The 15,353-nt window shown below is 64.8% G+C and carries 11 protein-coding genes; 4 read left to right on the top strand and 7 right to left on the bottom strand.

The genetic code is table 11. The annotated features are described in order from the left end of the window. Window positions 1–12 precede the first annotated feature (12 nt). Genes EG799_RS07465 through EG799_RS07455 form a run of 3 tightly spaced genes read left to right on the top strand, consistent with a single transcriptional unit; the run spans window position 13 to window position 3,560 of the window. On the top strand, window positions 13–1,371 hold the full coding sequence (locus EG799_RS07465; protein ID WP_123879954.1) for a sulfatase-like hydrolase/transferase: 1,359 nt from the start codon (window positions 13–15) through the stop codon (window positions 1,369–1,371). Then, window positions 1,371–1,778 carry a GtrA family protein gene (locus EG799_RS07460; RefSeq protein ID WP_123879952.1) on the top strand — a complete coding sequence of 136 codons (408 nt, stop codon included), beginning with the start codon at window positions 1,371–1,373 and terminating at the stop codon, window positions 1,776–1,778. The genes EG799_RS07465 and EG799_RS07460 overlap by 1 nt, the downstream gene beginning before the upstream one ends. Before the next feature lie 9 nt (window positions 1,779–1,787). Further along, complete coding sequence (locus tag EG799_RS07455) at window positions 1,788–3,560, top strand: hypothetical protein (protein WP_123879950.1); 1,773 nt, start codon at window positions 1,788–1,790, stop codon at window positions 3,558–3,560. Here the strand turns inward: EG799_RS07455 and msrB are convergent. From msrB to EG799_RS07440, 3 genes are read right to left on the bottom strand one after another with little or no spacing between them, the layout of a single operon-like run. Continuing rightward, window positions 3,526–4,029 carry a peptide-methionine (R)-S-oxide reductase MsrB gene (gene msrB / locus EG799_RS07450; protein ID WP_123879948.1) on the bottom strand — a complete coding sequence of 168 codons (504 nt, stop codon included), beginning with the start codon at window positions 4,027–4,029 and terminating at the stop codon, window positions 3,526–3,528. The genes EG799_RS07455 and msrB overlap by 35 nt on opposite strands. Before the next feature lie 10 nt (window positions 4,030–4,039). After that, window positions 4,040–5,305, bottom strand: coding sequence for an ABC transporter permease (locus tag EG799_RS07445; protein ID WP_181950881.1), 1,266 nt, complete (start codon window positions 5,303–5,305; stop codon window positions 4,040–4,042). Beyond that, window positions 5,302–6,282, bottom strand: a complete 981-nt coding sequence (locus tag EG799_RS07440; protein WP_123879946.1) for an ABC transporter ATP-binding protein — start codon at window positions 6,280–6,282, stop codon at window positions 5,302–5,304. The genes EG799_RS07445 and EG799_RS07440 overlap by 4 nt, the downstream gene beginning before the upstream one ends. Window positions 6,283–6,327: 45 nt before the next feature. On the opposite strand from EG799_RS07440, the gene queG reads away from it, so the two are divergent. Continuing rightward, window positions 6,328–7,386, top strand: coding sequence for a tRNA epoxyqueuosine(34) reductase QueG (queG, locus tag EG799_RS07435; RefSeq protein ID WP_123879944.1), 1,059 nt, complete (start codon window positions 6,328–6,330; stop codon window positions 7,384–7,386). Here queG and EG799_RS07430 read toward each other — a convergent pair. From EG799_RS07430 to EG799_RS07415, 4 genes are all read right to left on the bottom strand, one after another. Beyond that, a complete protein-coding gene (locus EG799_RS07430) occupies window positions 7,383–8,606 on the bottom strand; it encodes an NAD(P)/FAD-dependent oxidoreductase (protein ID WP_123879942.1) in 1,224 nt (407 codons plus the stop codon). The genes queG and EG799_RS07430 overlap by 4 nt on opposite strands. Before the next feature lie 63 nt (window positions 8,607–8,669). Further along, entirely contained in the window at window positions 8,670–13,439 is a 4,770-nt protein-coding gene (locus tag EG799_RS07425; RefSeq protein ID WP_123879940.1) for an NAD-glutamate dehydrogenase, read from the bottom strand. A 133-nt stretch (window positions 13,440–13,572) separates the two neighbouring features. Continuing rightward, entirely contained in the window at window positions 13,573–14,571 is a 999-nt protein-coding gene (locus EG799_RS07420) for an LLM class flavin-dependent oxidoreductase (protein WP_181950880.1), read from the bottom strand. Continuing rightward, window positions 14,568–15,293 (bottom strand): alpha/beta fold hydrolase, encoded by a 726-nt coding sequence (locus EG799_RS07415; RefSeq protein ID WP_123879938.1) that lies wholly within the window; start codon window positions 15,291–15,293, stop codon window positions 14,568–14,570. Before EG799_RS07415 ends, EG799_RS07420 begins: the two co-directional genes overlap by 4 nt. Window positions 15,294–15,353: the final 60 nt, after the last annotated feature.

The following is a 15,353-nucleotide window of genomic DNA, read 5'->3' as shown; positions in this document are numbered from 1 at the left end:
GAGGCACGCGCAATGGCCATCTGGCTGCTCGTCTGGGTGGTGCTTGCCAATCTGGTCTTCGCAACGATGTGGCTTCTGGGAGCACCACCTCGGTCTGGGGAGATCGTCGCCGGAGCCGCGATAGGCCTACTCGTCCGCAAATCAAGCTATTGGGTGAAAGCAGCAGCCTTCATTGTCGTGATGGCCTACTCTGTCGCAAGTTTCACTTCCGGTCTGTTCAATCTCGCCGTCTCTTCGTTATTGCATTCCGTCCGGTTCTTTCTCGAACTCAACCCTTCGGAATCGACTGAATACCTCTCCGGTGCAGTCTTTCTGGCCTGCACCATTGGGCTCGCCCTTAAGCTCCTGCGCAAAGATACAACTTTTCACGATACTCGCCTCGTCCTCTTCGTGATCCTCGTCAGCCTATCGTTGGGCGCGGTTGACCACTGGATAGGTCAAGGCATGAGAGGACATTACAATCGAATTGCGAACAGTGACGCACAGTTCAGTTCTGCGAGCGGTGCTTCTGGTTTTGCCCATCCCACGGGGGGAAAGAAGCCCCATCTCATGCTTATCATGGTAGAATCCCTAGGCGAACCGATGGGCAATCCGGAAATGTCCCGCCTGCTGTTCGCCCGGTTCAAAAGTCCTGCAATCCGAAAGCGGTTCGATCTGACCTTAGGCGATACCACCTATTTCAACTCGACGACCGCCGGGGAAATTCGCGAGTTGTGCGGACGGTGGGGGGACTATTATGACGTACTCGACGCTAAAGACGAATCCTGCTTGCCGGCGAGGCTCGCCGTCCAAGGATACGACACTCGAGCCTATCATAGTTTCACCGGCAACTTCTTCGATCGCCGTACTTGGTATCCGAACATCGGTTTCCAGCATCAAGAGTTTTCCGACGAACTGCGGGAGCGCGGCGCGCGCGAATGTGGCGGCGTTTTTCCGGGAGTTTGCGATCGCGATATCCCCGCTATCCTCGCCAAGGACCTTAAAGCGGCGAAGAACCCTCAGTTCGTTTACTGGCTGACGGTCAATTCGCACCTACCCGTGCCGCCCGGAATGAATCTCGATGTCGACCATTGCGAGGATATTTCCCTCGGCCTTGCTCGGGATTTCCCCATGATCTGCCGCCAGTTCGCGCTTTGGGATCAACTCGAGAAGGCACTTGTAGAGGAAATTACCGCTAGCGACTTCCCGGAAACGGACATTCTCGTCGTAGGCGATCACATGCCGCCCTATTTTGGCTACCGACAGCGAAGCCAGTTCGCGCCAGACCGCGTGCCGTTCCTGTTTTTGAAGTGGAAGCACGATAACAAGGTCGGCATTCCGGTCGAAATAGCTAGTCATTCGCCAACAAGAACAGGGCGGTCACCCGGCTAATGCATTTTCTCTATGTCAAGTCTGCAAGCGGTCTCGCCACTTTGGTCCGTTATCTCATCGCCAGCGTAGGTGCGCTCGCAATGGATTATTGGTGCTTCCTGGTGTTACTGGGTCTGGACGCCTGGGCAGCGCCCGCGTCCGCCGTCAGCTATTCGGCTGGTATCGCGGTTCACTGGAATCTCAGCAGTCGCGCCGTGTTTTCCGGTGGTCTCGCGGAAGCTGGATCGGCTCGACATCGACAAAAAGCACTCTTCCTCGCTTCCGCCCTTCTGGGACTAATGCTGACAACAACTATCGTATGGTCAGGCGGCGTGGTGGGCGTAGATCCGCGCATCGCGAAACTTGTAGCGATCGTGATCAGTTTCGTTGCGGTTTGGCTCTTGCGCAGTCGCATAGTGTTTCGGTGACCGGCGACTGTGCCGAAGCCGAGCCTGTTCGACACTGATTTGGTGCGCTCCCCCCGTGCAGTGCTGCTCGCGTGGTCTGCTTGGGCCGCCCTCTGCCTGATCGTCCAACTGCATTTCGACTGGGAACCGGAAAGCACGGATGACTGGATGCGCCTTCTGGAAGTTCGTGCCTTATTGGATGGACAGGGCTGGTGGGATATTTCGCAATACCGGATAAACGATCCGGCGGGCTTTTCGATGCACTGGTCGCGCCTTGTCGATCTGCCTCTTATAATCGCTTTCACGAGCGTCGGCGAAACGGCGGGCATGGCATTCGTACCTCTGCTATGGCTAATTCCCGTACTGTTCGCGCTCAGGTCAATCATGCTCCGCCTGAATTTCGCACCATTCCCGTTTGCTATCGGTCTGCTCGCAATGCCGCTGTTTCCGCTATTGCCAAGCGTTTTCGTACCTTTTGAAATTGATCATCACGGTCCTCAGGCGGCGCTAGCCCTGATTACGGCGGCACTGGCTTTGTCCCATCGGCGCATGGCCGCGGCAGGGTCGGGACTGGCGGCGGCGGCATGGGTCGTAATTTCGCTGGAAGGATTGCCGCTCATTGCAGTTTTTGCCGGACTTTACGGCATTCGCTACTGGTGGGCGGCGCAGCGTCTTCTGCCATGCTTTCTCGGTACGCTAGCAGCGGGCACCGCGCTGCTTTCTTTGACAACAAGGCCGGTATCCGATTTCTCTGCGGGGTACTGCGACATCGTGCTGCCCGGTCATGTCCTTTCCTTCGCGATAGCCGCAATACTGTCCGCCGCAATGCCCTTGGGTCCAGGCCAACGTAGATCGAAGGGTCGGTTCGTCGCGCTATGTGTGGTCGGGACTGCTGCCCTGGTGGCTGGTATTTCCGCTCTCGGCCCCTGCGCCGCGAATCCGATGGCGTCGCTCGATCCTATTCTGCGAACCTATTGGTATGACCATGTTGTCGAGGGCCTGCCTGTCAACAGACAAAGCGCATCGGTCATGGTAATGTTGATCATGCCGCTATTTATTGTCGGAGCCGGCTGGTGGAGTGCAGTCCGCACCGGCCAAACCCATGATGGGCGCGCGTTAGCGTGGTTCCTGCTGACTGTTCTTGCACTGGCGGCGTCTATTTTCTCGCTCGTCGTAATGCGCGGTGCTGTGATCGCGCAGTTGCTTGCGATTCCCTTCGCAGCGATCCTGTTGGGAACGTGGCTGCCGAAAGCCCGCGCCATATCGTCGACCGTGGCGCGCTTTGCCGCAACACTTGCGGTAATCGCTATGTCCACTCCCATTTTCACGACGGCAATGGCCAAACCCCTTGATCGATATATGCCGAGTGCAGGGTCGATCGCACCACTCGCGTCAGGAAATTGCGATTACGCGGGTTTAGCGGCGCTTCGCCCGGGAAAGATGATAGCTCCCCTCGACGCCGGGCCGGAGATACTGGGAAAAACCAGTCATACGGTTGTAGCTGCCGGCTATCATCGCAACCAGATACCGATGAACAGGGTTATCGCAGGTTTCATTGGTCCGGCAAACGTCATGCAGCGCACAGCGCGCCTGCTTGACGTCGATTATATCGTCGCCTGTCTCGCGGCACCTGATTTCGCGATCTACGCCCAAGTGCAGAAAGACAACTTGGCTAGCGAGATTGTCGCAAATCGTCCGCCCGCCTGGCTCGAGCCGGCGCCCGACTTCGCCAGCGGGGCGCTGCGCGTTTATCGCGTGCGCGATCCCGTCAGGCCGGGCGGAAATCCAACGCCACACCGTTGATACAGTGTCGCTTGCCGGTCGGGCGCGGGCCGTCGTTGAAGACGTGGCCCAGATGCCCGCCGCAATCGGCACAATGCACCTCCCGCCGCGCGTAGCCGAGCGAGCGATCCGTCCGATAGCCCACCGCGCCGTCGTCGATCGACTGCCAGAAGCTCGGCCAGCCGGTACCGCTTTCGAACTTGGTGCGGCTCGAATAGACCGCATTGCCGCAGCCCGCGCAGCTGAATGTCCCGGCGCGCTTCTCGTCATTGAGGGGGGAGCTGTAGGGGCGTTCGGTCGCCTCCTGCCGCAACACCCGAAACTCCTGCGCGCTCAAGCGGCGGCGCCATTCGGCCTCGCTGCGCGATACGGGAAAACTGCCCTGAGCCTGCGCCGTGCTGCTGTTGCCGCAGGCGGCGAGCACGGCGATGGAAGCGCCCCCTCCCAGAACGGCGAGAGCGGAGCGGCGGCTGGTGGCTGTGTCGATCATCGCGTCGATCCTACGCCGTCCCGGACGAACCTCTGCTGAACAGCGCATTGCCGAGGCGGGAGAACAGGCTTTCGCGCTTCGCACCCTGCGGGCCGGACTTCATCACCCGGCGGCGGAACAGGTTGGATCCGACGCGCACGAAGATCGCCACGCAAAGCGCCTGCCAGGCGAGCGCCAGCACGTGCGGCCAGAGCGCCTCGTCCATGGCGGCGCGTGCGACCATCGCGAACGGGGAGCTCAGCGGAAACAGGATCGCGGCCGCCTCCATCCAGCCGTTCCGGTCGGTCACGGCAAGGCTGGCGAGGAAGAACACGATGATCTGGAACATCGTTGCCGGCATGGACAAGGTCTGCACCTCGCGCACCGTTGTCGCCAGCGATCCGATGGCGAGGAAGATCGAGCCGAGCAGCAGATAGCCCATCCCGAAATAGACCGCGAAAAGACAGAAGAACATCGGCCAGCCGACGCCCGGATTGGCGTAGTCCGCGAGCGACACGCCGCCCGCCGCCAGGATGGCGAAGCCGGTCGTCCCCCACACCGCTATGCCGACCGCGGAGATGCCGAGCATGGCGAACAGCTTGCCGACGAACACCGCGTCCATCGGTATGGCGGCGGCGAGGATCTCGATGATCTTGTTCCCCTTCTCTTCCACCAGGTTCGATAACACCATGCTGGCGAGCAGCATGATGAGCAGGAACAGCAGCAACTGCCCGCCCTGCGCGGTATGCAGTCGAGCGGTATTCTGCGACGCGCCGCTGGTCGCGACGATCCGCGTCGAGACAGGCGGCACGGGGCGCGAGCCGCCCTCCGCCGCGTTCGCGGCGATCAGCCCGATCATCCCCTGCCACCGCGCCGCCCGCCCCTCGGTTGCGGTCAGTTCGGGCGCGGCGAGCGTGCCGGTGACGATGCCCGCGAGGCTCCCTTCCCGCGATTCGAGCACCGCGCGCGGATCGAAGCGTTCGCCCGGTTCCAGCCGTTCGAGGGCGATCATCGGGGGAACGGCGGGACCGATCCGGTTCGCCAGTTCGTTGCGGGCAGCCAGCATGGCGTCGAGTTCGCCGCCCGGCATGGCGATGCCGACATTGGCCGCCGCCGCCTCGGACTGTACCTGGGCCCCTACTCCACCGGCAAGCGCCATCACGGCGACCGGAAAGAGCGGTCCGAGCAGGAAGAAGATGAAGGCCCGGCTGAACAGGATCGCGGTGAAATCGCGCCGCGCGACGGTCCAGGCCGCACGCGGCAGGGAGAGGCGGCCAGACGCGTCGGGGGCGCTCACGCCGGCTCCCCCGTCCGGTTCGCGACCATGTCTCGGGCAGCCGCTTCCCCGGCGATCGCGACGAAGGCGTCGTGCAGTCCGGCCCGTTCGATGGACAGCGAGAGGATGCCCGCGTCGCCATCGATAAGCGCGCGCAGCAACGGTTCGATGCCGCTTTCCGGCAGCGGAAAATACCAGAAGTCGCCGACGCGGCGAGCATCGTGCGGCAAGGCGGCGCGCCATGGGCCGCCGCGCTTGCGCGTTTCCAGGCGAACCTGCGCGGGAATGCGGTCGCGCGCCTCGTCGACCCGGCCCGCGAACGGAACCTTGCCGCCGGCAATGATCGCGATGCCTTCGCAAAGCCGCTCTGCATGGGCGATGACGTGGGTGGAGAAGATGACTGTCGTACCCCGATCCGCCAGTCCGCGAATCAGGTCCTCCAGATGACCCTGGTTGATGGCGTCGAGGCCGGAAAACGGCTCGTCCAGCACCACCAGTTTAGGCTCGTGAACCAGCGTGCCGAGCAATTGCACGGTCTGCGCCATGCCCTTGGACAACTGGCGGATCTGCCGCTCGACCGCGTGGCCCAATCCGTGTTCCTGCATCAGTGCCCGGCCCCGGCTGCGCCCCACGGCAAGCGGCACGCCGCGCAGCGCACCCATGAAGGCGATCGCCTCGTAGCTTTTCATGGAAGGATAGAGACCGCGCTCTTCCGGCAGATAGCCGATACGGCGCGCGACATGCTGCGGGTTGGCCGCCCCGAGAACGCGCCGGTAGCCCTCGTCCGGGTCGATGATTCCCAGCAGCATCCTGAGCGTCGTCGTCTTGCCCGCCCCGTTGGGTCCGAGAATGCCGTAGATCGCACCTTCGGGCACGGCGAGGTCCACCCCGTCGACCGCTCGCGTGCCGTCGAAGGTCTTCACCAGCCCGCGTGCCTCTATCGCGAGGTCGCGGGTCAGCGCCGGGTCCGCATGCAATTCGCCTGTCGCCATGTCCATGCGCTATTGGCTAATGGCGAGGCATGAATGCAACCCACCCCTGTCATGGTTAACGCAGCCGACACCAATTCCCTCGAAACCGAGCTGAAGGCAAAGGCGCGCGAACTCGGCTTCGCCGCCTGCGGTATTGCGCCCGCCGCCGACGATCCGCTGCGAGCGCATCGGCTCCACGAGTGGCTGGGCGAAGGAATGCATGGCGACATGGGCTGGATGGCGGATCGCGCCACCGTACGGCAAGGTCCGCAAAGCATGTGGCCAGCGGCGAGAAGCGTCGTTGCCCTTGGCATGAGCTATGCCCCCGAGGGGGATCCGCTGGCGCTGGAGGGCCGCGGCGACAAGGCGCGCATTTCGGTCTATGCGCAGGGGCGCGACTATCACGATACGGTGAAAAAGGCGCTCAAGGCCCTCGCCCGCTGGCTGGTGGAGCGCGAACCCGGCTCACAGCTCAAGGTATTCGTCGATACCGCGCCGGTCATGGAAAAGCCCCTCGGCGAGGCAGCAGGTGTCGGCTGGCAGGGCAAGCACACCAATCTCGTCAGCCGCGATCACGGCAGCTGGCTGTTCCTGGGCGCGATCTACACGACGCTTGAACTGACACCCGACGAACCCCATCGCGACCTGTGCGGTTCGTGCCGCAAATGCCAGGACGCCTGCCCCACCGACGCCTTTCCGCAGCCCTATCGGCTCGACGCGCGGCGCTGCATTTCCTACCTCACGATCGAGCACAAGGGGCCGATCCCGGAGGAATTCCGGGAGGCGATCGGCAATCGCATCTACGGTTGCGACGATTGTCTGGCGGTATGCCCGTGGAACAAGTTCGCCCGAACGGCCCATCGCCACCGCGCCTTCGCCCCCCGCCCGGAGCTGGTCGCGCCGTCTCTTGCAGAGCTGCTGAAACTGGACGATGCGGCATTCCGCGCGACGTTCTCCGGATCGCCCATCAAGCGGATCGGACGCGATCGCTTCATCCGCAATTGCCTGATCGCGGCAGGAAACAGCGGCGACCCCGGCCTTGCGGAACAGGTCCGGACGCTGTCAGGCGACCCTGATCCTGTCGTGGCCGAGGCGGCCAGCTGGGCGCTCGCGAGACTGGAAGCCGCCTAGCGCAGATCCTTCAAGGGAATGTCGGTATTAGCCAGATCGCCGGGAGCAGGCGCCGCGCGCGCCTCCACCAGCTTTCGACCCTGGACGTAGTCCTTGACCGAATTGACCGCGTCGACGGCAATCATCCGTCCGTCACGCATATAGATCACCGAGAAGCTGCGGGTTTCAGGATCGCCGCGAAGCACTGTCTCGTCGTAATTCATCGCCAGCCCGGCGGTCTGCAACCTGACGTCGTACTGGTTCGACCAGAACCACGGAAACGCCTCGTAAGGTTCGGGCTTGTCGCAGATCGCCTTCGCTGCCGTAGTCGCCATGTCGTGCGCGTTCTGCACGCTTTCCACTCGAATGACGGAACCGTCGGCCCAGACATTGGCGTGGGCGGCGCAGTCCCCGATAGCGTAGACGTGGTCCAGGCTGGTGTGGCAGATGTCGGACACGTCGACACCGTTTGCCCCGGCCGCGCCGGCGGCGATCAAAGGACCGACGGCAGGCACGATGCCGATGCCGACGACGACCGCGTCACAGGCGACGTCCTCGCCACCCGTCAGCGCCACGCCCGTTACCCGATCCTCGCCCAGCAGGCGCTCGACACCCGAGGACAGGCGGACGTCGACCCCCTGGCGCCGATGTTCGGCGGCGTAGAATTCGGACAGGTCCGTTCCGGCCACGCGGGACAAGAGCCTGTCGGCCACTTCGACCAAGGTGACTTCGCACCCCCGCTGACGCAGGACAGCCGCGGTTTCCAGACCGATATAACCGCCACCGATCACGACAAGGCGCTTCGCTCCGGCGTCTAGCTCTGCCCTCAGCCGGTCCACATCGGCGCGATCGCGCACGCAATGAACGCGGCCCAGATGACCGCCCGGACACGATAGCCGGCGGGCGTCTCCGCCCGCCGCCCAGACGAGCTGACGGTAACCGATGCGGTCCCCCGAGGCGAGCACGACCTCGCGCGGTTGCGGCTTCAGCCGGGAAACGGACGCGCCCAGCATCAGCGCCACGTCTTTATCCGCCCAGAACTGCTCCGGGCGGATCAGGAGCCGCTCGAACGGCTTGTTCCCGGCGAGATACTCCTTCGACAGCGGCGGGCGCTCATACGGCGGCGACGGATCGCGCCCGATCATCAGGATCGAACCGTCGAACCCCTGCTGCCGTAGCGCGATCGCGGCCTGCGCTCCGCCGTGGCCGGTGCCCACGATGATGACGTCGTATCGCTTCATGGGCACCCGGTGGGACAAACCATGCGCGCACGTCAAGCGTCACGGGCCGCTTCGCGCCCGGCGTCAGGCGGCAACCGCGCCGTGTCCCGGCCCCTGCAGCAGATTTCGTGCCTGGCTGGCGATCTGTGCCAGCATCGCCGGGGCGACGGGGGTTGCCGCCTGCGCCCGAGCGATCATCCGGCGGAACTGCGCGATGGCAGCCTTGTTCGCCTCCGCCCACTCGGCGATGCTGGCCGAGGGGTCGGTCGCCTTCTTGCCGCCCGCAGCCCGCGCGCGGCCGCGCAGGAATTCGAAACGCACCGCCTGGAAATCCCGCGCCAGGCCCGCGACGAGAAGCCGCTCCCACGGGTCGGCGGGGCTCATCACCGCAGCGCGCGACTGGGCCCAGTCGATTCCCAGCAATTCGCCGAGCTCGATAAAGGCGTTGGCGAGCGCGATGGCGTCGATGCCGGTTTCACTCGACAGCCGGGCGAGGCCAATGGCGCCGTCTATGGCAAAGAGACGGGCCACGCTTTCCGACAGGTCTTCCGGCGCGCCTTCCGCGACCATCCGCGACGCGATCTGATCGGCATGGGTGCGGGCCTCGTCACCGAGAAGAGTATCGACCTCGTCGATCAGCTTCCGGACGATATCGCCGACCTCGCGGCGCAGTTCGGAGGGCGGGCAGTTCGCACCCCCGGCCCGCAACAGGTCTGCGATATGGCCGCGAAGCGCCAGCGCCGCCTGATCGAACAGCATGAGCCGCGCGGTTTCGGGCATCTGCGCGGTATCGATGGAGTCCCAGATTTCCTCCATACCGAGAAGTCCGCTGGCGGCGACGAAACCGCTGCCGATGTCGGCGAGGCCGGCCCCTTCCTCTTCCGCCAGTTCGAAGGGGTGCAGCATTCCCATGCGGTTGACGATGCGGTTGGCGACGACCGTGCCCACGATCTCGTTGCGGAGCCGGTGGGTCAGCAGTTGCCTGGCGTAGTTCTCCCGCATCTGTTCGGGAAAGTCCTGCAGCACCAGCGGATCGGCAGCCTCGTCGCTCGCTAGTTCGCTGGCTTCGACCGCATCCTGCAGCACCAGCTTGGAATTCGACAGGAGGACGGCGAGTTCGGGGCGCGTGAGCCCACGTCCGTCCGCCTGCCTTCGCTTCAGATCCTCCGAATCGCCCAGGCCCTGCGTGCGCCGGTCGAGACCGCCCAGTTCCTCCAGCGTCTCGATCAGGCGGGCCTGCGCGCCGACCGTGCGGCTCCCACCCTGTTCGGCGATCGACAGGGCCAGCGCCTGAAGGCGGTTGTCCTCGAGCACCAGCGCGCTGACCTCCTCGGTCATGTCCTTGAGAAGCGCGTTGCGCTTCGCTTCGGACAGCTTGCCGTTGCGCCGCAGGGGCTGCAACGCGATCTTGATGTTGACCTCGTTGTCAGAGCAGTCGACGCCGGCCGAATTGTCGATGAAGTCGGTGTTGATGCGTCCGCCCTGCAACGCGAATTCGATCCGGCCCGCCTGCGTCGCGCCGAGGTTGGCGCCTTCCCCGATGACCTTGGCGCGCACGTCCTCGCCGTTTACGCGTAGGGCGTCGTTGGCGGGGTCGCCCACCTCGGCGTGGGTCTCGTCGGCGGATTTGATGTAGGTGCCGATACCGCCGAACCAGATCAGCTCGACCGGCGCGCGCAGGATGCTGGCGATCAGGCTGTCGGGATCGATCCCGCCATCGGTCAGGTCGGCCGGGTCTATACCGAGCACGTCCAGCGCCTGCTGCGAAAGCTCGATCCGCTTGAGCGAACGCGGATAGACACCGCCGCCCCTGGAGATCAGCTTCTTGTCGTAATCGTCCCAGCTTGACCGTTCGAGCTGAAACATCCGCTCGCGCTCCTGCCAGCTTTTCGCCGGGTCGGGATCGGGGTCGATGAAGATATGCCGGTGGTCGAACGCCGCCACGAGCCGGATGGCCCTGGACAGCAGCATCCCGTTGCCGAAGACGTCACCCGACATGTCACCGCAGCCTACGACCTCGACCGGCTCCGACTGCACATCGGTTCCGAGTTCGAGGAAGTGGCGCTGCACCGAGATCCACCCGCCGCGCGCGGTTATGCCCATTTCCTTGTGGTCGTATCCGTTGGACCCGCCGCTTGCGAAAGCGTCGCCCAGCCAGAAATCGTGCTCGATGGCGATGGCGTTGGCGGTGTCCGAGAAACTCGACGTGCCCTTGTCCGCCGCCACCACGAAATACGGATCGTCCCCGTCGTGGATAACCACGCCATCAGGGTGCACGACCTTGTCGTCGACAATGTTGTCGGTCAGCGACAGCAGGGTGCGGATGAACAGCTTGTAGGCTTCCTTGCCCTCGGTGAACCAGCCGTCCCGGTCGAGCGCGGGGTTGGGCAGCTGCTTGGGATAGAAGCCGCCCTTGGCGCCGGTCGGCACGATGACGGCGTTCTTCACCTTCTGCGCCTTCATCAGACCCAGCACCTCGGTGCGGAAATCGTCGCGCCGATCGGACCAGCGAAGACCGCCGCGCGCAACTGGCCCGGCGCGCAGGTGGATGCCTTCTACCCGCCGCGAATAGACGAAGATCTCGCGCCAGGGCACTGGCTTCGGCAGGCCGGGCACGAGGGCGGAATCCAGCTTGAAGGCCAGCGCCTCCGCCGCCGCGGGGGCGAAGGCATTGGTGCGCAGAACCGCGCGGATCGTATCCCAGTAGAGCCGCAGGATGCGGTCGTCGTTGATGGCGACGACATCGACCAGACCGTCCTTGATCCGCTCGTCCAACTCGGCCGATCTGGCATCCCGGTCACCTTTCGCATCGGGATCGTGTCGCGCCGCGAACAGGTCGACCAGTCCGCGCGTTACCGCCGGCGCGCCCGCGAGCGCGTCGACCACGGTGTAGATCGTGAAGGCGATGTTCGACTGGCGCAGATAGCGGTAGAAGGCACGCAACCAGTCCGCTTCCTTTGCCGTGAGGCCGGTCACGATGGTCAGCCGGTTGAAAACGTCGTCCTCGGCATGTTCGTTGAGCACGGCGGAAATCGCCTGCTCTACCGCATCGGCACGTTCCAGCAGCGCTTCGGGCGCCATGCCGGTGGGCAGGCCGAGCGTGAAGTCGTGAATCGTTCCCGCGTCCTGGCCTTCGAGCGCGGTCGGTATCTCGGACAGCACCACGAAGCCGAAATTCTCCAGCGCCGGCACCGCGTCCGACAGTGGCAGAGAGCCGTGATGCTGATAGACCTTGAGGCGCATTTCGCCTTCGGAATCACCGGGGGCGCGATAGAGGCGCACGTCGCGATCGGGTTCGCCGCCCTCCGCACTGGCGGCAAGCTGACGCAGGCGCCGGATGTCGTTTGCCGCCTCCGCCGCGCCGTAGGTGGTGCGATAGAACGTCGGAAAGCTGGCGGCATAACGGGTGGCGAGCGCACCTGCGCGCGAGGCTTCCTCGCCATCGGCCAGCGCCTCCTCCACCGCGTCGTTCCAGCCGCGCAGCATGTCCTGCAGGGCGGCGTCGACGGCCTGGCCATCGACATGATCGCCCTTGCCGCGAAAATCCATGACGTAGCGCAGCAGTGCGAGATTGCCGCCCTCTACCATCAGGCTCCAGTCGAGCGTGTCGGCGCCGGTGCTGTTTTCCAGCAGGTCTTCCACTTGCAACCGCACCGTGGTCGAAAGCATGTCGCGCGGCAGCCACACGAAGGCGAAGACGTGCCGGCCGAGCGGCGCGGTCACGAGCGTCGCGCGCGGACGCGGGCGATCGGCCAGACCCATCATGGCAGTCGCGACCCGCACGATGTCGTCGTCCGAAAAACTGATGATGAGATCGTGCGGAAGCGCGGTGAGCGCATGGACAAGCGACTTGTAATCGTGGCTGCCCGGCTCGAAGTCGAGACGATCCATGATGGTCTGCAACTGCTGGCGCAGCACCGGCACCGTGTCGGGCGACGTGACGAGCGCGGCGCTCGTCCAGATGCCCGCATGGATCGACAGGGCGGCAACGCGGCCCTTGTCCATGACCGGCACGATGAACAGGTCGAGCGGCACGCGCCGGTGGACCCTGGCGATGCGGTTCGCCTTGATGATGAGCGGGGCCCGGCCGGCGGCGCCCTTGCTCGCCGGATCCTCGCCGTCGAACCAGGCAAAGGCCCTGTCATAGGCTTCGTCCGCCAGCAGGTCCGGCGTGGACCGGCGGCAGATACCCAGCGCACCGGTGTTCTTGCCGGCCCGGGTGCGCGTCAGATGGCCGAGCTGCGTCATCATGCCCCCCGCGAGCCAGCGCAGCAGCGCCGCCCCCTCGGCATCGGACATGCGATCGGCATCGTCGGTCAGGACGTCGCGCATCTGCGGCCAGTCCGCCACGCTGGCGCGCACGTCGAGAATGGTCGTCTCCAGTTCCTTCTCGAGTTCGCGGCGTTCGCGGGCGTCGATGCGGGCCGTCTCGATATAGACCCAGCTTTCCTTCCTCTCGCCGGTGGTGTCGCCTTCGAACACCTCCGTCAGGGTGCCGTCCTTGCGCCGCACCGGCAGGATGGGGTGGACCAGAACCTCTATCGGCAGACCGCGAGCGGCCATCGCAGCGGCGATCGAATCAACGAGGAACGGCATGTCCTTGTTGATGATGGCAATACGCATGAAGCGCCGTTCGTCGGCATCGGAGCGCACGAGGATAGAGGGTTTTCCATCCTCGCGATGACGCGCGGCCTCGATCACGAAAGCGGCCGCGGAATCGAGTCGCTCGCTTTCCAGCGGCTCTTCCCCCGGCAACAGCGAATCGGCGATGCGGTCCTTCAGCGTGGAGGCGAAGGCGCGCTCGTCCTTGCCGAGACCGGACAGCGATTCGCTCGCGCTTTTCGATTTAGCCATGGTGCGGGGTCTCTCCTTGTAATGCGCGGGCGTTCCGGTTCGTCTTTCCAGCGAGTGCCCTTGCGCATGGTTCCCGCCCGTCCCTAGCGATCCGCGACAGCCCGTGCAGCAAAATGTTTCAGATGAAACCTGTTCATCCGCGCAACGCTTCCATCGTCAACGCGAGCGATGCCCGGCGTGCCGAAGGGTCGTAGGTCGCGCCCGCTACCACGATCTCGTCGGCCCGGGTCCGGTCGGCGAACCTAGCGATGCGTTCGCGCACCGTCGCGGGCGATCCCACGGCGCGTGCCACGTCCATGCTTTCGAGCATGTGGCGCGCCTGGGGATCGAGACCTTCCCGGTAATTGGCGACCGGCGGCGGCAGCTTGCCCGGGTTCCCGGACCGCAGTGCGACGAAGGATTGCTCCTGGCTGCTAGCCAGATAGCGCGCCTCCTCGTCGGTATCGGCAGCCATCACGCTCATCGCCGCCATCACGTGCGGCCGTTCGAGGTTGGCCGAGGGGCGGAATTGCGCGCGGTAGGTGGCCAGCGCCTCGTCCAGATGGCGCGGGGCGAAATGGCTGGCAAAGGCGTAGGGCAGCCCAAGCTGGGCGGCGAGCTGGGCGCCGAACAGGCTCGAGCCGAGCATCCACATCTCCACCTTCGCCCCCAGGCCCGGGGTCGCGGTGATTGGCAGCTTCGGCTCACCCGTCAGCAACGCGCGCAGTTCGACCACGTCGTTGGGGAAGCTCTCGGCCGCCCGGTGCAGATCCTTGCGCAGGGCCTGGCCGATGATCGGCGCGGAACCAGGCGCGCGCCCCAGGCCCAGATCCACGCGGCCGGGAAACAGGGCATCGAGCGCGCCGAATTGCTCGGCGATGACGAACGGGTTGTGATTGGGCAGCATGATCCCGCCCGAGCCGATGCGGATCGCGTTCGTGACGTGGCCGACATGCGCCAGCACGACCGAGGTCGCTCCACCGGCGATGCCTTCGGTGGCATGGTGTTCAGCGACCCAGAAGCGGTGATAGCCCGCCTCCTCGGCCCCCCGCGCCAGCTTGCCGGCCTCGGCGATGGCTTCGTATACGCCGCTGCCCTGCCGCACCGGCACGAGGTCGAGGACACTGAGCTTCAATTCGGCGAGATCGGTCATAGCGAAGCCACCGTGCGGATGAGGAGGCTGATGTCGGTATCGCGCGAGAGACGATGGTCGCCTGCCTTGACCAGCGTGACCTGCACGTCCTGGCTCGTCAGCGCGTCCGCCAGCCGCAGGGAGATTTCGGGAGGGACGTCGCCATCGTCCTGCCCGTGGAGCAGGCGCACCGGACACACGAGGTCGATACTCCTGTCGAGCAGGAGCAGACCTTGCGCGTCCTGCCAGAAGGCGGGGTGGGTGGGCGTCGGATCGGGACCGTAGGGATTGTCCTCGAACACCGTCTCGCCATTCGCGAGATGACGCTTGAGCGCATCCTCGTAACCCCATTCGGAGAAATCCGGCGCGGCGGCGATCCCGACCATCGCATGAAGCCGATCGCCCAGCCCGCCGGCGACCAGCAGCATGAGCCAGCCGCCCATGCTCGAGCCGACGAGCAGCACCCGGTTTTCGACCTTTGCCGCGATCAGTGCCAGAACCTCGTCCCGCCAGCGGGACAGCGATCCGTCGGCGAAGTCGCCCTCGCTCTGTCCGCAACCCGAATAGTCGAGCAACAGCGCCTCGCGCCCTTGGGCGGCACACCAGTCGAACAGTGCGGTCGCCTTGCCGCCCTCCATGTCGGACATGTAGCCGGGCAGGAACACCAGCGCCGGGCCGCTGCCGGCAGAATGGCGAAAGGCAATGCGTCTGCCGTCGTGTTCGTAATGGTGAACTGCTGTCATCTGGCACAAGGTTGGGACGCGACACCGGGCCCGCAAGTGCGCTTCGCCCTTGGCCTGACG

Origin of the sequence: Aurantiacibacter spongiae (assembly GCF_003815535.1) — a bacterium.
Classification (GTDB): domain Bacteria; phylum Pseudomonadota; class Alphaproteobacteria; order Sphingomonadales; family Sphingomonadaceae; genus Alteraurantiacibacter; species Alteraurantiacibacter spongiae.
This window is presented reverse-complemented; position numbering and strand designations above follow the sequence as displayed.